The organism is Glycocaulis sp., assembly GCF_050485565.1.
In the GTDB taxonomy this organism is placed as follows: Bacteria; Pseudomonadota; Alphaproteobacteria; order Caulobacterales; family Maricaulaceae; genus Glycocaulis.
In genome coordinates, this window is record NZ_JBJHBQ010000005.1 from 187,339 (window position 1) to 206,601 (window position 19,263).

19 protein-coding genes are annotated in these 19,263 nt (G+C 63.9%); 2 read left to right on the top strand and 17 right to left on the bottom strand.

Translation table 11 applies throughout. The features are described 5' to 3' along the window. Positions 1-15 precede the first annotated feature (15 nt). The 5 genes from ACQ5ID_RS07660 to ccmA form a co-directional block, all read right to left on the bottom strand. On the bottom strand, positions 16-558 hold the full coding sequence (locus ACQ5ID_RS07660) for a DsbE family thiol:disulfide interchange protein (RefSeq protein ID WP_429911861.1): 543 nt from the start codon (positions 556-558) through the stop codon (positions 16-18). After that, positions 555-710 (bottom strand): heme exporter protein CcmD, encoded by a 156-nt coding sequence (gene ccmD, locus ACQ5ID_RS07665; RefSeq protein ID WP_429911862.1) that lies wholly within the window; start codon positions 708-710, stop codon positions 555-557. The genes ACQ5ID_RS07660 and ccmD overlap by 4 nt, the downstream gene beginning before the upstream one ends. After that, complete coding sequence (locus tag ACQ5ID_RS07670; protein ID WP_429911863.1) at positions 710-1,441, bottom strand: heme ABC transporter permease; 732 nt, start codon at positions 1,439-1,441, stop codon at positions 710-712. The genes ccmD and ACQ5ID_RS07670 overlap by 1 nt, the downstream gene beginning before the upstream one ends. Before the next feature lie 281 nt (positions 1,442-1,722). After that, the gene (locus ACQ5ID_RS07675; protein ID WP_429911864.1) at positions 1,723-2,391 is read right to left on the bottom strand and encodes a heme exporter protein CcmB; all 669 of its coding nucleotides are present in this window, start codon (positions 2,389-2,391) and stop codon (positions 1,723-1,725) included. Continuing rightward, positions 2,388-2,981: a heme ABC exporter ATP-binding protein CcmA gene (gene ccmA / locus ACQ5ID_RS07680; protein WP_429911865.1), complete on the bottom strand. Its 594-nt coding sequence runs from the start codon at positions 2,979-2,981 to the stop codon at positions 2,388-2,390. Before ccmA ends, ACQ5ID_RS07675 begins: the two co-directional genes overlap by 4 nt. Before the next feature lie 259 nt (positions 2,982-3,240). Between ccmA and acnA the strand changes: the two genes are divergently transcribed. Continuing rightward, on the top strand, positions 3,241-5,919 hold the full coding sequence (gene acnA, locus ACQ5ID_RS07685; protein ID WP_429911866.1) for an aconitate hydratase AcnA: 2,679 nt from the start codon (positions 3,241-3,243) through the stop codon (positions 5,917-5,919). 274 nt (positions 5,920-6,193) lie between these two features. Here the strand turns inward: acnA and pnp are convergent, their stop codons facing one another. The 9 genes from pnp to rimP all read right to left on the bottom strand — a co-directional run bounded on the left by pnp (position 6,194) and on the right by rimP (position 16,563). Continuing rightward, positions 6,194-8,323, bottom strand: a complete 2,130-nt coding sequence (gene pnp, locus ACQ5ID_RS07690) for a polyribonucleotide nucleotidyltransferase (protein WP_429911867.1) — start codon at positions 8,321-8,323, stop codon at positions 6,194-6,196. Between the two features lie 94 nt (positions 8,324-8,417). Further along, a complete protein-coding gene (gene rpsO / locus ACQ5ID_RS07695) occupies positions 8,418-8,687 on the bottom strand; it encodes a 30S ribosomal protein S15 (RefSeq protein ID WP_188450554.1) in 270 nt (89 codons plus the stop codon). Between the two features lie 145 nt (positions 8,688-8,832). Then, the gene (truB, locus tag ACQ5ID_RS07700; RefSeq protein ID WP_429911868.1) at positions 8,833-9,792 is read right to left on the bottom strand and encodes a tRNA pseudouridine(55) synthase TruB; all 960 of its coding nucleotides are present in this window, start codon (positions 9,790-9,792) and stop codon (positions 8,833-8,835) included. 5 nt (positions 9,793-9,797) lie between these two features. Next, positions 9,798-10,166, bottom strand: coding sequence for a 30S ribosome-binding factor RbfA (rbfA, locus tag ACQ5ID_RS07705; RefSeq protein WP_429911869.1), 369 nt, complete (start codon positions 10,164-10,166; stop codon positions 9,798-9,800). 102 nt (positions 10,167-10,268) lie between these two features. Next, complete coding sequence (locus ACQ5ID_RS07710) at positions 10,269-10,730, bottom strand: DMT family transporter (protein WP_429911870.1); 462 nt, start codon at positions 10,728-10,730, stop codon at positions 10,269-10,271. A 148-nt stretch (positions 10,731-10,878) separates the two neighbouring features. Continuing rightward, entirely contained in the window at positions 10,879-13,446 is a 2,568-nt protein-coding gene (gene infB / locus ACQ5ID_RS07715) for a translation initiation factor IF-2 (protein WP_429911871.1), read from the bottom strand. A gap of 126 nt (positions 13,447-13,572) precedes the next feature. Next, a complete protein-coding gene (locus ACQ5ID_RS07720; RefSeq protein ID WP_429911872.1) occupies positions 13,573-14,193 on the bottom strand; it encodes an RNA-binding protein in 621 nt (206 codons plus the stop codon). Positions 14,194-14,216: 23 nt separating this feature from the next. Then, a complete protein-coding gene (gene nusA, locus ACQ5ID_RS07725) occupies positions 14,217-15,965 on the bottom strand; it encodes a transcription termination factor NusA (RefSeq protein WP_429911873.1) in 1,749 nt (582 codons plus the stop codon). Between the two features lie 13 nt (positions 15,966-15,978). Further along, positions 15,979-16,563: a ribosome maturation factor RimP gene (gene rimP / locus ACQ5ID_RS07730; protein WP_429911874.1), complete on the bottom strand. Its 585-nt coding sequence runs from the start codon at positions 16,561-16,563 to the stop codon at positions 15,979-15,981. Between the two features lie 189 nt (positions 16,564-16,752). On the opposite strand from rimP, the gene thpR reads away from it, so the two are divergent. Continuing rightward, entirely contained in the window at positions 16,753-17,295 is a 543-nt protein-coding gene (thpR, locus tag ACQ5ID_RS07735; protein ID WP_429911875.1) for an RNA 2',3'-cyclic phosphodiesterase, read from the top strand. 6 nt (positions 17,296-17,301) lie between these two features. On the opposite strand, the gene ACQ5ID_RS07740 is transcribed toward thpR, so the two are convergent. The 3 genes from ACQ5ID_RS07740 to ACQ5ID_RS07750 all read right to left on the bottom strand — a co-directional run bounded on the left by ACQ5ID_RS07740 (position 17,302) and on the right by ACQ5ID_RS07750 (position 19,242). Beyond that, the gene (locus tag ACQ5ID_RS07740; protein ID WP_429911876.1) at positions 17,302-17,739 is read right to left on the bottom strand and encodes an acyl-CoA thioesterase; all 438 of its coding nucleotides are present in this window, start codon (positions 17,737-17,739) and stop codon (positions 17,302-17,304) included. Next, the gene (locus tag ACQ5ID_RS07745; RefSeq protein WP_429911877.1) at positions 17,736-18,875 is read right to left on the bottom strand and encodes an iron-containing alcohol dehydrogenase; all 1,140 of its coding nucleotides are present in this window, start codon (positions 18,873-18,875) and stop codon (positions 17,736-17,738) included. The genes ACQ5ID_RS07740 and ACQ5ID_RS07745 overlap by 4 nt, the downstream gene beginning before the upstream one ends. A gap of 94 nt (positions 18,876-18,969) precedes the next feature. Next, positions 18,970-19,242 carry a histidine kinase gene (locus ACQ5ID_RS07750; RefSeq protein ID WP_429911878.1) on the bottom strand — a complete coding sequence of 91 codons (273 nt, stop codon included), beginning with the start codon at positions 19,240-19,242 and terminating at the stop codon, positions 18,970-18,972. Between the last annotated feature and the right edge of the window lie 21 nt (positions 19,243-19,263).

Consider the following 19,263-nt stretch of genomic DNA (forward strand, 5'->3'; position numbering starts at 1 on the left):
CGTTCCTGAGAACTGCTACCCGCCTAGCTCGGCTTCTCTCACCGCAGCATTCCACACAGGCTCCAGCCTGCGCTGCCAGATTTCCGGCGTGATTGCCCCGCGCCAGCGCGCGCGGATAATGCCCTCACCATCGATGATGAAGGTTTCCGGCGCGCCGGTCACGCCCAGCTCCAGCGCTGCGCGGCGCTCATGGTCCGCCGCCAGCGTCGTGAACGGATTACCCAGCCGGGCAAGGAAGGCGCGGGAGTTTTCCGGCCGGTCGGCATAAGTGATGCCGTGAATGGGAATGCCGCCTGCCGCCAGCTCTTCCAGCAGCGGATGCTCGATCTCGCACGGCCCGCACCAGCTCGCCCAGAAATTCAGCAGGTACGGCCCCTCGATTGTTTCGGGGTCAAAGTGGGCAAAGCCTGCGCCAAATTCCGTAACCGGAAGCTCCGGCAGCGCCCGGCCCGTCATGGCATCGCCCGGCGTGCCTTCACGCCCGGTCAGCGCGATGGCAAAGACGGCCAGCAGCAGGGCTATGGCACCGAGCGGCGCCCAGAACACGATGCGGCTCATGGCTGGCGGTCCCCGGACAGCTTCTGCCATTCACGCGCCTTCGCCCGCTGACGAAAGCTGAGCCAGATCAGCAGCGCAACGCCGCCAGCGGTAAGGGCGTAACAGCTCCACACCCATACTGCGTGGCCGCCCATGGAGAGAAATTCCGCCATCAGCTGTCCCCGCCTTCGATCTTGCGCCGTGCGCGCGCCTCGGCGCGTTTGGCAAGGCTCATATTGCGCACATTCATGAAGACGAGCGCGGTCATCAGCGCCGTAAACGCCAGTGCCATCACCAATAGCGGCCAGAGCTGGCTGGCATGGATGGTCGGGCCGTCAAGCCGGATGACGCTGGCCGGCTGATGCAGCGTATTCCACCAGTCCACGGAGAATTTGATGATGGGCAGATTGATGAGCCCGGCCATGGCCAGGATTGCCCCTGCGCGCGCGGCGAGGCGCTCATCCTCTATCGCTGCGCGCAGCGCCATGTATCCCAGATACAAAAGGAACAGGACCAGCATGGAGGTAAGGCGCGCATCCCACTCCCACCACGTCCCCCACATGGGCCGGCCCCAGAGCGATCCCGTCACTAGCGTCAGGAAGGCAAAGACCGCCCCGATGGGCGCCAGCGCCTGCGCGGCAAGGTCTGCGATATTGTGGCGCCAGATGAAGTAGACAAAGCTCGCCCCGCCAAGCCCCGCATAGGCCGCCATGGAGAGCCAGGCCGATGGTACGTGCACATACATGATGCGCACCGTATCGCCCTGCTGATAGTCCGGCGGGGAGACGATCAGCGCCCAGGGCAGGCCGATGGCAAACAGGATCGCTGCGCCCCAGCCGAACCACGGCACAAGGCGCGCGGCGAGACGCTCAAAACGCTCCGGATTGGCAAAGGCGCTCCACATGGGACTTCACCTAGTCTGAGGATCAATCATCTGCAAGCGGACGCAGCGCCGCACCTTTTCGTTTGTCCTCCCCCACATCCGTGGGGTTGGTCCTCGCACGGGCTCGGGCAGCCTTTGGCCTTACGGGCCGCATGGCGGCCTGAAAAGCGCGAACGCGCGCCCGCGACTGCCTGTGCCCGCGCAGGCGGGTATTCGCGGAACATCGCAACGCGGATGCGTTGCGGGCCTAATAGAGGCATGGGTCCCCCGGATCGCTTCGCGACCGGAGGATGACACCTTCCCTACTCCAGCCGCCCTCTCAGCGCAGCCGCCATGCCGAACGGAGCCAGCGCCAGCGCGGCCAGCGAGAACGCGCCTGCCAGCATCAGGTTCGTGCCCGCAAGGCCCGTCCCTTCCAGCGCGGCGCGGCCGGCACCGGCCACAAACACCAGTAGCGGCACCTGCAGCGGCGCGGCGATCAGCGCAATGAGAAGCCCTGAGCGCTTTACCCCCGCCGCCAGCGCACCGGCAAAGCCTGACACTAGCGCGAGGCCCGGCAAGGCCAGCACAAGGCCGATACTGAGCGCGGCCGCGCTGGCCCCGTCCATGCCATAGGCCATAGCCGCGACAAACCCGATCAGGGGCGCAGGCCACAGCACGGCGCTGACATAGGCTGCCGCCTTGATGGCCGACAGCGCGGTGAGAGAGACCGGCGAGAGCGCATAAAGCTCCAGCGTGCCATCGGAGAGATCATCGCCAAACAGGCGCTCTGCCCCCTGCAGGCTCGCCAAGAGGGCCGCAAAGGCGATGACCCCGGGAGCGGCCGCGCGCAATATGTCCGCGTCCGGCCCGATGGCCAGCGGCACCAGGGCCAGCGCGGCCAGCATGAAGGCGGCAGGCCCGGCCGGTCCGCCGCCGCCCGCAGCGGCCAGTCGCCATTCGCGCACGAAGACAGCCAGAAACGCGCTCATGCGCCCATCTCCATCATGCGCACATCGCCCCAGCCCAGATCAGCGTGTGTGGCGGCGATGACCATGCCGCCGCCCGCACGGAAATCCGCCACCAGAGCTCCCAGCAGCGCCTTGCCGTCACCATCCAGCGGTGCCGCCGGCTCATCCATCAGCCAGAGCCGGGCTTTTGCTTCCAGCGTCAGCCGCGCGATGGCAAGGCGGCGCTTCTGCCCGGCAGAAAGCTGGCCGCAGGCGCGAAACACCAGTTTTGAAAGCCCCATCGCCTCCAGCGCGGCACCGCCATCGCCAGCCCCGTGCAGGCGGGCAGCAAAGCGGATGGCCTCACGCACCGTCTCGGCAGGTTTGAGCGCATCGCCATGACCAAGATACGCCAGAGGCGGGGCAGTGATCGTGCCGGCATCAGGCCGGACAAGGCCCGCAATCGCGCGCAATAGCGTTGTCTTGCCAGTGCCATTGGGTCCGGTCAGCACCAGCGCTTCGCCGGGTGCGAGCGTGAAGGAGAGATCACGCACCAGCGCGCGCCCGCCCCGCGACAGGGTGAGGCTCTGAACGCCAAGATTGGCGGCGATGTCACGGGCGGAGACGCTCATCGTTAAGCCCCTAGCGCAATATGTGCGCGCACGGAATGGGGCAATATCGACCACAGGACGATCAAATAGCGCCTTGATGCATTGCAGCGCAGGGGAAGCAGGGCTAAAAGGCGCGCCAAGGACGGCTTTCGCGCCGGATTTGCTCATCGACATGCGCAACCCGCCGGAAACCGTCTCCTCTTAAGCCTGACGAGCCGGATCGCGGGATATCCCTCTCCCCGCACCATCGGCAGGGCAGACCCGCGATTAAGGATGTGACATGGCTTCTCTGGACAGCTTCAAATGCCGCCGCGAAATGATCGTAGACGGCAAATCCTACCAGTATTTCGACCTGAAAGAGGCGGAGAAGAACGGCCTTACCGGCGCGTCGAAACTGCCCTACACGCTCAAAGTGTTGCTGGAGAACCTGCTGCGCTTTGAAGACGGCTCCACCGTTACGAAGGCTGATATTCAGGCCGTGGCCGAATGGACGAAGACCGGCAAATCCAGTCACGAAATCCAGTACCGCCCCGCGCGCGTGCTGATGCAGGATTTCACCGGCGTTCCGGCCGTTGTGGACCTGGCTGCCATGCGCGACGCCACCAAAGCGCTGGGTGGTGATCCGAAAAGCGTCAACCCGCTGGTGCCGGTTGATCTGGTTATCGACCATTCGGTGATGGTTGACGTGTTCGGCACCGCCGACAGCTTCAAGCGCAATGTGGAGCGCGAGTATGAGCGCAATGGCGAGCGCTACAAATTCCTCAAATGGGGCGCGAGCGCGTTCGACAATTTCCGCGTCGTTCCGCCCGGCACCGGCATCTGCCACCAGGTGAACCTCGAATACCTCGCCCAGACCGTCTGGACGAAGGATGAGGACGGCGTCACCTACGCCTTCCCGGACACGCTGGTCGGTACCGACAGCCACACCACCATGGTTAACGGCATGGCGGTGCTCGGCTGGGGCGTGGGCGGTATCGAGGCCGAAGCGGCCATGCTTGGCCAGCCTGTCTCCATGCTGATCCCCGAAGTCATCGGCTTCAAACTGACCGGCAAGCTGCCTGAAGGCGCGACCGCCACCGATCTGGTGCTGACCGTCGTGCAGATGCTGCGCAAGAAGGGCGTGGTCGGCAAATTCGTGGAATTCTACGGCGCGGGCATCGACAATCTGTCGCTGGAAGACGCCGCCACCATCGCCAATATGGCGCCCGAATACGGCGCGACCTGCGGCTTCTTCCCCGTCGATAACGAGACGATCGAATATCTCGCCTCCACGGGCCGCGATGCCTCGCGCGTCAAGCTGGTCAAGGAATACTCGCGCGCTCAGGGCATGTTCCGCCCGGAACGCACTGACGAGCCGGTCTATACCGACACTCTCCACCTTGATCTGGCGTCCGTCGAGCCGTCGCTCGCCGGGCCGAAGCGCCCGCAGGACCGCGTGGCCCTCTCCGATGCCGCTGACGAGTTCGCGCAAGTGCTCGATAGCGAATTCAAGAAACTTGAGGACGGCGGCCGTCAGGTGCGCGTCGAGGGCGAGGAATACTCGGTCGGCCATGGCAGCGTGGTAATCGCGGCCATCACCTCGTGCACCAACACCTCCAACCCGTCCGTCATGCTGGGCGCAGGGCTTGTCGCCCGCAACGCGGTCAAACGCGGCCTGAAAGTCCAGCCCTGGGTGAAAACCTCGCTGGCGCCGGGTTCACAGGTCGTCACCGACTACCTCGCCCGCGCCGGTCTGCAAGATGATCTCGATGCGCTGGGCTTCAATCTCGTCGGCTATGGCTGCACGACCTGTATCGGCAATTCCGGCCCGCTGCCTGAAAAGATCTCCAAGGCGATTGCCGAGGGCGATCTGGTGGCGTGCTCGGTCCTGTCGGGCAACCGCAACTTTGAAGGCCGGGTGAATCCGGACGTGCGCGCCAACTATCTGGCAAGCCCGCCTCTGGTCGTCGCCTATGCGCTCGCCGGCACGATGAATATCAACCTCACCGAAGACCCGATCGGCTATGATGAGGGCAATGAGCCGGTTTACCTGAAGGACATCTGGCCGACGTCCGCCGAGATCGCCGAAGTGGTCCGCTCAGCCGTCACGCCGGACATGTTCGCCAGCCGCTATGCCGACGTCTTCAAGGGTGATGAGTACTGGCAGGGCATCGAAAGCGGTTCGGGCCTCACTTACGATTGGCCGGACTCCACCTATGTCGCCAACCCGCCCTTCTTTGAAGGCATGACGACGGACGTGACCCCGCCGTCTGACATCAAGGATGCGCGCATCCTTGGCCTGTTTGGCGATTCCATCACCACCGACCACATCTCGCCGGCCGGCTCCATCAAGGCGGCAAGCCCGGCAGGCAAATGGCTACAGACCAATGGCGTCGAACCGCTGGAGTTCAACTCCTACGGCGCGCGCCGGGGCCATCATGACGTGATGATGCGCGGCACATTTGCCAATATCCGCATCAAGAACCAGATGGTGCCGGGCGTCGAAGGCGGCGTGACGATCCACTATCCGTCGGGCGAGCAGATGGCGATCTATGACGCGGCGATGAAATACGCCGAGGAAAACCGTCCGCTGGTCGTCTTTGGCGGCAAGGAATACGGCACCGGCTCCTCGCGCGACTGGGCAGCCAAAGGCACGCGCCTTCTGGGCGTGCGCGCCGTCATCACCGAGAGCTTTGAGCGTATTCACCGCTCCAACCTCATCGGCATGGGCGTATTGCCGCTGGTCTTCAAGGACGGGCAGAGCTGGTCTTCGCTGGGCCTCAAAGGCGATGAGACGGTGACGCTGGACGGCGTGTCGGCCATCACCCCGCGCGCCGATGTGAAGGCGGTCATCACCTCGTCTGACGGCACCTCCAAGACGGTGACGCTGCGCGCCGCCATCGATACCGAAAACGAGCTCGACTACTTCAAAAACGGCGGCATCCTGCACTACGTCCTGCGCCAGCGCGCCGCGGCGTAGGGACCTTCCGTAGTGATATGAATGCAAAGCCCCGGATGGAAACGTCCGGGGCTTTGTTTTGCAAACATGCGGGTACTGGGTCCCCGCTCGGGGGCGGGGACCCCGGAATGTGGAGCCGGAACCTCCAGACCGGGTTCCCCGGCTTGACCGGGGATCCAAAAGAAACCCGCGCAGCTGATTGCAAAAAGGTGGACGCGGGTCGAGCCAGAACACCAAAAAAACCCCGGACGTTTCCGTCCGGGGTTTTCTTGTTTCAGGCAGGGTGTGACAGCGCTTACGCGGCGTCGCCCTCGGCGGCAATTTCCTCGCCGGTGTCCTGGTTCACCACCTTCATCGACAGTTTCACCTTGCCCCGGTCGTCAAAGCCCATGAGCTTTACCCAGACAGAATCGCCTTCCTTGACGACATCGTTGGGGTGATTGACGCGCTCGGCTTTCAGCTGCGAGACGTGCACGAGGCCGTCACGCGCGCCAAAGAAGTTCACGAAGGCACCAAAGTCCATGACCTTGACCACCTTGCCCTGATAGATCGCGCCCTGCTCCGGCTCAGCCGTCAGCGAGTGGATCCAGTCGCGGGCCGCCTTGATGGAGCCTGCGTCCGACGAAGCAATCTTGATCGTGCCATCGTCTTCGACATTCACCTTGGCACCGGTTTTCTCCACAATCTCGCGGATCACCTTGCCGCCCGTGCCGATGACGTCCCGGATCTTGTCGACCGGGATTTTCATCTGCTCGATGCGCGGCGCGGTATCGGCCAGCTCGCCGCGGGCACCGGTGAGCGCCTTGTTCATCTCGGCAAGGATATGGGCGCGCCCGGCATGAGCCTGGCTAAGCGCGGTTTCCATGATCTCCTTGGTGATGCCGGCGATCTTGATGTCCATCTGCAGCGAGGTGATACCAACTTCGGTACCGGCCACCTTGAAGTCCATATCGCCCAGATGGTCTTCATCACCGAGAATGTCGGAGAGAACGGCAATGCCTTCGGGGTCCTTGATGAGACCCATGGCTATGCCCGAAACCGGACGCTTGATCGGCACACCGGCATCCATCAGCGCGAGGGATGAACCACACACCGTCGCCATCGAGGACGAGCCATTGGACTCGGTGATCTCGGAGACCAGACGGATCGTGTAGGGGAAGTCTTCCGCGCTCGGCAGAACAGCGCGCATGGCCCGCCAGGCCAGCTTGCCATGGCCGATTTCGCGGCGGCCCGGAGCCAGACGGAACGAGGTCTCACCGACCGAATAGGGCGGGAAGTTGTAGTGGAGCATGAAGCGCTCCTTATACATCCCCGTCAGATCGTCGATCATCTGCTCGTCTTCGCCGGTGCCGAGCGTGGCAACGCACAGCGCCTGCGTTTCACCGCGGGTAAAGAGGGCAGACCCGTGCGTGCGCGGCAGTATGCCCGCTTCCGACACGATGGCGCGCACATCATCGAGCTTGCGGCCGTCAATGCGCTTGCCTGTCTTGATGATGCCGCCGCGCACGACAGACGCTTCCACGTCTTTGAGCACGCCTTTGAGCACCGCCGGATCAACACCGTCCGGATTGGCTTCCGACAGGGCTAGTTCCGCGATTGCCTTTTCCTTGGCGGCGCCGACCGCCGCGTAGCGCTCGGTCTTGTCCTTGATGGTGTAGGCCTTGGCGATGTCCTTGCCGACGAGCTTCTGGACCTTGGCTTCCAGCTCGGAATGGTCTTCCGGCACGAAGTCCCACGGCTCTTTCGCCGCTTTTTCCGCCAGGCGGATGATCATGTCGATCACGGGCTGGAAAGCCTCGTGGCCGGCCATCACCGCGCCGAGCATGACCTCTTCGGTCAGTTCTTTCGCTTCGGACTCAACCATCATCACGGCGTCGCCCGTACCGGCGACAACCAGATCAAGATCGGACTCTTTCATCTCATCGATGGTCGGGTTGATGACATAGCTGCCATCCTTGTAACCCACGCGCGCAGCGCCGATGGGACCGAGGAAGGGCAGGCCGGACAGAACCAGCGCCGCCGACGCGCCGACCATGGCCACGATATCAGGATCGTTTTCCATGTCGTGCGACAGGACGGTCAGCATGACCTGCGTGTCGTTCTTGAAGCCTTTGGGGAAGAGCGGGCGGATCGGCCGGTCGATGAGGCGCGAGGTCAGCGTCTCTTTATCGGTCGGACGGCCTTCGCGCTTGAAGAAGCCGCCGGGGATCTTGCCGGCTGCGAAGTATTTTTCCTGGTAGTTCACGGTCAGCGGGAAGAAGTCGATACCGTCCTTGACCTGTTTCATCGCCACGGCGGTCGCGAGCACACTTGTCTCGCCGTAAGTGACCAGAACCGATCCGGTCGCCTGGCGGGCCATACGGCCGGTTTCAATGGTGAGCTGGCGTCCAGCCCAGTCGATCGTCTCTTTTTGAATATTGAACATGTTCTCTCGTACGTACGGACAGGACCATGACCATCATGGCCCCTTAAGGAAACGCCGGTCACCAGAGGTGACCGGCGTTGAAGGGAAGCAGAGCCTAGCGGCGCAGGCCCAGCTTTGCGATCAGGACCCGGTAACGCGGTTCGTCAATGCGGGCCAGATAGTCAAGAAGGCGGCGGCGCTGGGAGACGAGCTTGAGCAGGCCCCGGCGCGAGTGATTGTCCTTCTTGTGAGTCTTGAAATGCTCGGTGAGGTTGGCGATGCGCTCGGAGAGCACGGCCACCTGAACCTCCGGCGAACCGGTGTCGTTGGCCTCACGGGCATATTCCTTGATGAGCGCAGCTTTGCGCTCTGCAGTGATTGACATAAGTCATCTCCTCAGTGCCGGTCATTTCCGGCCTTGCCAGGGCACCGTCCAGCAAGGTCGGCAGTCATGCGCGGTGCTTATGGACGCAAAGTGTACCGATAGCAAGGCGTGTAAGGGGATTTCGCTGGTCAACTCCGCGCGAGGATCAGGCACCGGACGCCGCGAATACCCGCCAGGGCGAGAGCTTGCCTGCCTGAAGGTCGCCAATGGCCACCGGCTCATCGCCGTCCATGGCCAGTACCGAGCGCGAACAGTCCCGGTCACCTATCATCCGCTCGCAGCGCAGCGCCCGCAGCGCTTCCACCCGGCGCGGCGGCACCACAATGGCCCGGCCCTGGCGTAAGTAAGCCACCTGATCAGGGGTTACATCCAGTACCGGCAGATCGCTGGCAGCGGCATGGACCGGCTCGAGCGCTTGCGCCTCGCGCCCCTCAGCTTTCAGCCCATCGAGATCGGCCAGCGTGATGGCATCCGCGATATCAAACGGCCCAACCGCCACCCGGCGCAGCGCGGCGACATGACCCTCCGCCCCCAGCGCCGCCGCGATATCACGCACCAGCGAGCGCACATAAGTGCCTTTGCTACACTGCATTTCCAGAACAGCCAGGTCCGCCGACGGGGTATCGAGCAGGGATACCGCATCAATGCGCACCCTGCGCGCTTCCAGCTCTACCGTCTCGCCTGCGCGCGCCAGATCATAGGCGCGCGCGCCATCCACACGAATGGCCGAGAAGGCAGGCGGTATCTGGTCTATCTCGCCGACAAAGCGCGGCAGGACAGCCTCGATGGCCGCGCGCGCAGGGCGCACATCGCTCGCGGCTGTCTCCTCGCCTTCGGCGTCCAGCGTATCGGTGGAAATGCCCCAGCGAATGGTGAAGCGGTAGGTCTTCATGCCGTCCTGCGCGAACGGCACGGTCTTCGTGGCTTCACCCAGCGCAATCGGCAACAGGCCCGTCGCCAGCGGATCGAGCGTGCCGGCATGGCCGGCCTTGCGGGCATCAAAAATGCGCCGCACCGCAGACACGGCCTGCGTCGAGGTCATCTCGGCGGGCTTGTCCAGCAAGACCCAGCCATCGACCGGATTACCCTTTTTCCTGCGTGCCATGCCTATCAGTCCAGATCGCGCTTCACGTGCGGGCGCGCGAGCACCTCGTCGACATGGGCGGCCTCGTCGAAGCGGTCATCGGCTTCAAAGCGCAGCTTCGGCGTAAAGCGCAGATCGATACGCCGGGCCAGCTCGCGCTGGAGATAGCCTGACGCATGATCGAGCGCCTTTGCCAGCTTCACCCGGTCGGCCTGGCCCATGGCGGCAACAAACACGGTCGCATGGCGCAGATCAGGGCTCATGCGCGCCTCGGTGACGGTCACCGGCAACCCTGCCACGGCCGGATCATGGATCGCGCCTTCGGCGATGATATCGGCCAGCGCACGGCGCACCAGTTCACCGGCGCGCAGCTGTCTCTGGGATTGGACTTTCATGGGTCTGCACCTCGTTTCCGCGCAGGACGCGCCGGGATTGAACCGGGGCACCCTTGAGAAGGGGGCGGGTGATACGCGCAGAAGCGCGCGCTGGCAAGCCGCTCAGCCGCGCACCACCATGATAGCGCCGGCCACCAGAAGGAGCACGCCGCCGATACGCACCAGATTTGCCGGACGCACATCAAGGTCCAGAAGCCCGAAATGATCCATGGCCAGCGCCGCAATCAGCTGGGCAGCGATAAGGACCGCGAAGAACGCGCCCACCCCGATTTTCGGGGTTGCCCACATGGCGGTTGTCACGAACAGCGCGCCAAGCGCCCCTCCGGCGATCCACAGATGGGGCGGGACCGAGGCCAGGGTTTCCCGGCTCGGCAGACCATTTCTCAGCACAAACACGCTTACCGCGCCCAGCATGACAAGCGCCCCGGCACTAAAATTCACCAGCGCGGCGCGCAGGGGCGAGCCCAGCAGGGCGGCAAGCTGGGCGTTGAAGGCAGGCTGCGTCGCCACAGCCGCGCCAGCGACAACAACCATGATAATCGGGAAAACAAGAGAGGCGTTCATGCGGCTTCCTCTGTATTCTGCGGCGGTCTGTCTTCAACACGGCTTGGCGGTCCGGCGTTCCCTTAAAGCGGGGTTCGCCCTGCCGCCAATGAAAAACCCCGGCCGTTGCCAGCCGGGGTCTGCCAATCGTCCGTCAAACCCGGAAGGCTCAGAGCTTGCGCTCGATCTCCTCCACGGTGAAGCACTCGATCTGGTCGCCCTTTTGCAGGTCCTGATAGCCGACAAAGCCCATGCCGCATTCGGTACCGGCACGCACTTCATTGACCTCGTCCTTGAAGCGCTTGAGCGTGGAGAGCTCACCTTCATGGATAACGGTGTCATTGCGCAGCAGGCGCACACCGCAGCCGCGGCGCACCACGCCCTCGGTCACGCGGCAACCAGCCACCTTGCCCAGCTTGGTGATGTTGAAGACTTCCAGAATCTCGGCGTAACCGATGAAGGTTTCGCGTTTCTCCGGCGCCAAAAGACCTTCCAGTGCCTTCTTCACGTCGTCGATCACATCATAGATGATCGAGTAATAGCGGATTTCGACCTTTTCCTGCTCGGCGAGGTCTCGCGCCTGCTTGTTGGCGCGCACATTGAAGGCAAAGATCGGAGCGCCGGAAGCTTTCGCCAGCTGCACATCGGCCTCTGACACACCGCCCGGAGCCGCATGGATGACGCGGGCGCGCACTTCCTCATTGCCCACTTTCTCCAGCGCGCCGGTCAGCGCCTCGGCAGAGCCTTGCACATCCGCCTTGATGAGGACGGGCAGTTCCTGCACCTCGTTCTGCTGCAGGCGCGCCATCATCTGTTCCAGCGACGTGCCGCCGCCGCCCGTGCCGCCCGATTTGTCGCGGCGTTGACGCATGCGGTAATCGACGATCTCGCGGGCGCGCGCCTCGCTCTCAACCACCGAGAAGGCTTCGCCCGGCTCCGGCGCACCATCCAGGCCGAGAATCTCGGCAGGCAGTGACGGACCGGCTTCGCTCATCTGCTGGCCGCGCTCATTGGTCAGCGCGCGCACCTTGCCCCATTGCACGCCGGCGACAACGATGTCGGCGCGCTTCAGCGTGCCGCGCTTGACCAGAACGGTGGCGACCGGGCCACGGCCCTTGTCGATCTGGCTCTCGATCACGATGCCTTCGGCGGAGCGGTCCGGATTGGCTTTCAGCTCCAGCATTTCTGCCTGCAGCGAAATCGCGTCGGTCAGCTCATCCAGGCCGATTTTCTTCAGCGCCGAGACCGGCACGAACTGAACATCGCCGCCCATGGATTCGGTGACGATCTCGTGCTGCAGCAGCTCGTTGAGCACCTTGTCCGGCGTCGCATCGGGCTTGTCGATCTTGTTGACCGCCACGATCATCGGTACGCCTGCCGCCTTGGCGTGATTGATGGCTTCTGCCGTCTGCGGCATCACGCCGTCATCAGCGGCCACCACCAGGATCACGATATCGGTGGCTTGCGCGCCGCGTGCACGCATCGCGGAGAAGGCCGCGTGACCGGGCGTATCCAGGAAGGTGATCTTGTCGCCAGATTTCAGCTGCACCTGATAGGCACCGATATGCTGGGTGATGCCGCCGGCCTCACCGCCTGCCACGTCGGTAGAGCGCAGCGCGTCGAGAAGCGACGTTTTGCCGTGGTCAACGTGGCCCATAATGGTCACGACCGGCGGGCGCGGCTGCTTGGTCTCTTCAGCATCATCGGCCGAGATGAAGCCCTCTTCCACGTCCGCGTCCGAGACGCGCTTCACGCGGTGGCCGAACTCTTCAACGATCAGCTCGGCATCATCGGCGTCAAGGAAGTCCACAGCGCGGACCATCTGGCCCTGCTTCATCAGGAATTTCACCACATCGGCGGCGCGTTCCGCCATCCGGTTGGCCAGCTCCTGCACCGTGATGCTTTCCGGCACGACGACATCGCGCGCAACTTTCTCGCGCTCGGTGCCACCTTGCGTGCGGCGCTGCTTCTCGCGTTCGCGGGCGCGGCGCATCGAGGCGAGCGAGCGCTGGCGGCCCTCATCATCCTCGACCAGATTCTGAATAGTCAGGCGGCCCTTATGGCGGCGCTCACCGGAATCCTTGGAGCGCGAAGGCGCGGCCTTGGCAGCCGGTGCCAGCTTCTTCTTGGCGCGGCCCTCATCATCATCGCTATCGCCGCCGCGTGCCTCGTCCTTGGCGCGCGCATCCTTGTCGACCACCTTGCGCTGGGGCTTGGCGGTGTCGGGATCAACAGGCACAGGGATGTCGGCCGGATCGGGCGCTGCGGCACGTTCCGCCTCCGCCTGCTTGCGGGCTTCGGCCTCCTTGCGGGCCTCTTCCTCGCGCTTGCGCTGGTCTTCAAGCGCCTTGCGGTCCTCATCGGCCTTGCGGGCAAGCTCGGCCTCTTCGGCCTTTTTCTTCGCGTCACGCTCGTCCGCTTCGGCGCGGGCGCGCGCGATGGCGCGCTGACGGCGGATCAGCTCTTCCTCGGAAAGACCCAGCTGCTTGGCCTTGGCGGCCAGCGCCGCGCGGGCCTTGTCGGCATCGCTGGCAGCAGGCTTGCCAGACGGTGTCCCGGCATCCTTGCCCGCAGGCGCACCGGCAGCGCCCGGAGCAACCCGCTTGCGCTTTTTCTCCACGACAACGGCCTTGGAACGGCCGCGCGCAAAGCTCTGCTGCACGGTGCCCGATCCGGTACGTGCGCCGAGGGTGAGGGGCTTGCGGCCCGAAGGATTGCGTTCGTCAGCGTCGCTCATAAACGTCTTTCATCGCGGCTCTTGCGTAAAAAGGCATATCGAGGCGCTGCGCCGCAGCAACGCCTACTGCCTTGTCCATCCGGCTCTGGCCAAAGGCCCGCTAACCTAGCGGGCTTGCCTGCCGTTTCAACTCTCTCCTGCCGGGCCGTCCGGCATTTGCGGTCCAACCGGCCGGAACCCGCCCAGTTTTCCCATCAGCACGCCAAACGCCGCCGCCTCCGGTCCCGGTGATAGCACCAGGTGCACAACGCCGGAGCGTCCCAGTGCCGCGCCAAGTTCCGCAGCACTGAAACACATCACCACAGGCACGTCCGGCGCCGCACGATGCGCCAGCTGGTCCAGCTTGCGCCGCCCGTCCGCCGCGCCGTCACTGGCCTCGATGCGCCAGGCCGGCGAAGGCGATGCCGTGATGGCACCTCTGGCACCATCATACCCCATTGCGAGCCGTCCTGCGCGCCTGGCGAGACCCAAAATTGACAGCGCGCGTGCAGCCAGCTGTCTTTCGATCTCGTCTGCCAGCCCGTCAGGCACCGTCACCGGCCCTTCAAACGCCCGCTGGAACGCCTTGCGCCGGATCGCGATGGCAACCGCTTCCCGGCTGGCACTGATCCAGGCACCGCGTCCGGGCAGTTTCGCCGCGATGTCCGGCACGATCACGCCGTCCGGACCGGCCACCACGCGGATCAGGCTCGCTTCGTGAGCGGTCTCACCGCTCGCGATACAGCGCCGTGTCCGGGGCGTCTTCACGCGCGATTCCCGTGCGCCTCGGCTCACTTTGTCTCGTCTTCCTCCGCCGTCTCAGCGTCCTCACCGGCATTGATGAGGGTTTCAAGGTCCACACCCAGACGTTCTGCTTCGGCCTCAAGCGCGGCAAGGTCAAACTCGCCATCCTCGGCCAGCGCCTCCTCGACGGCTTCCTCGACAGCCTCCGCATCAGCTTCGTCAGCCTCTTCAACCGGCAGATCCTCTTCGGAAATCCACCCGGCCGCGACGCGTGCCTTCATGATCATGCGCTCGGCCTCAGCCGCATCGATATCGAACCCGTCAAGAATGCCCGGCTCGCGCACACGCTCACCGTCACGGGTCTCATACCAGCCGCGCAGGTCGTCCGGCGTCATGCCGGCCAGATCGTCGACCGTGAACACCTCGTTCTCGCCGAACTTCACCGCCATCGGCAGGGTGACGCCCTCGATGGCGAGGACATCATCCTCGACGCCCAGCTCCTTGCGGCGAGCATCCTGCTCGGCAGCCTGCTTGTCGAGATATTCGCGGGCGCGGGTCTGGATTTCCTCGGCCGTCTCGTCATCAAAGCCTTCGATGACGGCAATTTCGTCCAGCTCGACAAAGGCGAGGTCTTCCACATCGGTGAAGCCCTCTGTTGCCAGAAGCTGGGCAATGACCTCGTCCACATCAAGGGCTTCCATGAAGATCGCCGTGCGCTCGGCAAACTCTTTCTGGCGGCGCTCGCTCTCTTCAACCTCGGTCAGGATATCGATCGACCAGCCGGTCAGCTGGCTGGCGAGGCGCACATTCTGACCCCGGCGGCCAATGGCCAGCGAGAGCTGGTCATCAGGCACCACCACTTCGATGCGCTGGTTTTCCTCGTCCAGCACCACCTTGGCCACTTCCGCCGGCTGCAGCGCGTTGACGATGAAGGTCGCGGGATCGGGATTCCACGGAATGATGTCGATCTTCTCGCCCGCCAGCTCGTTGACGACCGCCTGCACGCGGCTGCCGCGCATGCCGACGCACGCGCCCACCGGGTCGATGGAGCTGTCATTGGAAATGACGGCAATCTTGGCGCGGCTGCCCGGATCACGGGCCACACGCGGAATTTCGATAATGCCTTCATAGACTTCCGGCACTTCCTGCGCGAACAGGGCGGCCATGAAGTCCGGGTGCGCACGCGACAGGAAAATCTGGGGCCCGCGCACTTCGGTGCGCACATCGTAGATATAGGCGCGCACGCGGTCATTGGGCTGCAGGGCTTCGCGCGGGATGGCGTCATTGCGGCGGATAATGCCCTCGGCCTTGCCCAGATCGATAATGGCATTGCCGTATTCGACGCGCTTGACGATGCCGTTGATGATCTCGCCGATACGGTCCTTGTATTCCTCGTACTGGCGCTCGCGTTCAGCTTCGCGCACTTTCTGCGTGATCACCTGCTTGGCGGTCTGCGAAGCGACACGGCCAAACTCGATCGGCGGCAGCTCTTCCTCGAACACGGTGCCGATCTCGGCATTGGGGTCCATGGTCTTGGCTTCTTCCAAGCTGATCTCCTGGGAGTCGTTCTCGACCTCCTCGACCACGGTGGTGTGGCGCGTCAGCTTCATCTCGCCGGTCTTGGGATGAATCGAGCAGCGTATGTCCAGCTCGCTGCCATAGCGCGAGCGCGCCGCTTTCTGGATCGCCTCCTCGATGGCGGCGAGCACCAGCGGCTCGTCAATCATCTTCTCCTGCGCAACCGCGCGGGCAATCTGCAGAAGTTCCAGCCTGTTGGCGCTGACCCCGATGGCCATGATGAGTATCCTGTTATCTGTTGGTCTTTGAAGTTTTGTCGGTTTGGGTGTCGTCGTTCACGGTTTTGGCCCCGTCCGTCCAGACCGGGGCTTCCCCGCCGCGCCCTTTGAGGCTCTCGGCGATCAGCGCATCGGTCAGCACAAGGCGGGCCTCGGCAATCCATTCAAACGGCAGCATGGCCGTCTCGTCCTCGCCCTCGAGGTCGATCAGCACGTTCTCGCCCTCAATCCCGGCCAGAATGCCGCGGAAGCGCTTGCGGTTCTCCACCAGCCGGTCGAGTTCGATCTTCGCTTCAAACCCGTCCCAGCGTTCAAAATGGGCGAGCATGGTCAGCGGGCGGTCAATGCCGGGCGAGGAAACTTCCAGCACATATTCGCCTGAAATCGGATCGTTCGTTTCAAACACTTCGGACAGGGCGCGCGACAGCTTTGCGCAATCTTCCACATCCATCGTGCCATCGGCCTTCTCGGCCATGATCTGCACGGTCTGGCGCTTGCCTGACAGCACGCGGATGCGCACGATCTCATAGCCCATCGCGTCAGCGACCGGGTCCGCGAGCGCGGCAATGATCTCGTCCTGGCGGTTGCGTGTTCTCAAAACGGCTCCGGGGCGGCAAACTGGCCGAAAAGGCAATGAAAAAGGCGGCCCCCGATGAGAGCCGCCCGATAGTGCCATCCGGCACATCGAACCTGATGGGCGCGCTTATACGCCTGTGGCGCGCCAAATGCAATGGGGATGGGCGGCAGCCCTTGACCCCTGCCCCCGCTGCGTGGCGCATTTGCTGCCATGGCCCTTCGTGTCTTTGCCGCCCTGCCCATACCTGACGAGATCGCCGAGCGGGTGAGCCCGCTCCTCAAAGGCGTGCCGGGCGCGAAATGGCGTCCGGAGGAAAACTTCCACATCACCCTCGCCTTCTATGGCGAGTGGCCAGAGGACGTAATCGCCGAGCTCGATCACGAGCTGTCCCTCATACGCATTGCTCCGTTCGAGCTGCGCCTGAAAGGCACCGGGCATTTCGGCAAGGCCAGCCCCACCCAGCTCTGGCTGGGGGTGGAGGGCGGCGAGCCGCTCGAACGCCTCGCCCGCCAGTGTCACCGCGCGGGGATGAAGGCCGGCATGGAGATGGGAAAGCGCAATTACACGCCGCACCTGACGGTGGCGTACCTGAACATGGCCGAGATCGCGCGCGTGCAGAGATTTGAAGAGCGGCTCAATTTGTGGAAGTCGGAACCCTTCCTGGCCGACCGCTTCCACCTCTATTCCAGCCATGCGCGCGGGCGCGGACCCAACGCCTATGAGATCGAGGCGGAATATCCGCTGGAGGGGTGAGGCCCCCTAACCTGCCAGCTTTTCCAGCGCCTTGCGCCAGCTATCGGGCAGAGAGACCGGGCGGCGGGTTTTGCGGTCCACATAGACATGGGTGAAATGGCCCTCGGCGATGGCCTCCTCCCCGCCCTCGTGGAAAATCGCGATCTCGTAGCGCACCGAGGAATTGCCCAGCCGCCCCACGCGTATGCCCGCCTCCAGCCGGTCGGGGAAGGCCGCCGGCGCGTGATAGCGGCAGCCGGTTTCGACCACGAGGCCGATGGGATCGCCAGCGGCAATGTCCAGCAATCCTGCCTTCACCAGCCAGCGGTTCACCGCCGTGTCGAAATAGGCGTAATAGGTGACATTGTTGATGTGGCCGTAGACATCGTTATCGGCCCAGCGCGTCTCGATACGCTCAAACGCGGCATAGTCAGGCCGCCGGGCCGGTGGTTCGCGCCCGCTCACAGGATTTCCTCATACATGGCAACGATATCGCCATAGGCCATGGGCCGGGGATTATTGGGCAGGAGGCGGTCATTGGCCGCCACATCCTCGGCCATGGCCGGAATATCATTATGGCTGATACCCAGCTGGGAGAGGCGGCGCTCAATTCCTACTGCATCGGCGATACGCTCCATCTCGGAGATCAGCCCGGCAGAGCTGGCCTGCAAGCCGATATGGCCCGCGATTTCGGCATAGAGATTTTCAGCCGCGCTGGCGTTGAAGCGCAGAACGGGCGGCAGGACGACCGAGTTGGAAAGCCCGTGCGGCACATGGAACATGCCGCCCAGCGGATAGGCCATGGCATGCACGCCGCCGACGGGCGAGTTGGAAAACGCCTGCCCCGCCAGCATGGCACCCAGCAGCATGCCCGCCCTTGCCTCGCGGTCTGATCCGTCCTTGCACACCCGTTCCAGATTGGCATGGAGCATTTTCAGGGCCGCCAGCGCCAGCGCATCGGAGACCGGATTCTTGAAGCGCTTGCCGGTAAAGGCTTCGATGGCGTGCACCATGGCATCAATGCCGGTCGCCGCTGTGATATGCTTTGGAAGCCCCAGCGTCAGATCGGCGTCCAGCGCCGCCATGTCCGCGTAAAGCGGCGCAGCGGCAATACCGCGCTTGGATGTCGCCCCCGTCGTGATGACAGCCACGCTCGTCACCTCCGAGCCGGTACCGGCCGTGGTGGGGATGAGGATAAGCGGCAGGCGCGGGCCCTTCACACGGTCCATGCCATACATGTCGGAAAGCGGCTGGTCTGAACCCAGCAGCAGCGCGACCACCTTGGCGGTGTCCATCGGACTGCCCCCGCCAAAGCCGATCACGGCCTCGGCTCCGAACTCGCGTCCCTCGGCCACGGCTTCTTCGATGACGCTTTCAGGCGGATCGGCCACCACCTTGTCATAGACATGCACCTGAAAGCCGTCGGCTTTGAGACCCTCCAGCGCGCCATTGAGCAGGCCGAGCCCCATCACACCCTTGTCGGTGATGACCAGCAGGCGCTTAGCACCTTTCAGGGCAGGCGCGGCATGGCGCGCCAGCTCAGATGCTGCGCCGGGCGCGGAAACGATGTGGGGAACAGTTCTGAACTGGAAAGGAGTCATGGCGCGGCCCTGATGCTGAACGGTGCGAGTTCAGCAAGGCTGGCCGCTTGCGGCGTCCAGTTCAAGTAGAAGGTTAAGCTGCGCCGGGGCTGGCTCAGGCCACGCCGATACGCGGCGGGCCGCCATGGGCGGCTTCTGAAGGCCCGAACGCCCGGTCCAGAAGATGGGTGGAGTCCTGCGCCAGCTCGATCGCTGCCGACAGATGCTCCAGTATCTTCATGTTATTGCCCATGACGTGCAGGGCTTCGGGACGCGTGTCTTCGGAGATTTTCGTCGAGCGCGCCAGCACTTCGGCCCGCAGCTGGATGAGGATATCCTCAAGCTTGCGGCCGCCGGGATTGGTATCGGATACGAGAAAGCGGGTCATTTCCGCCGCCTCCTTTCTTGT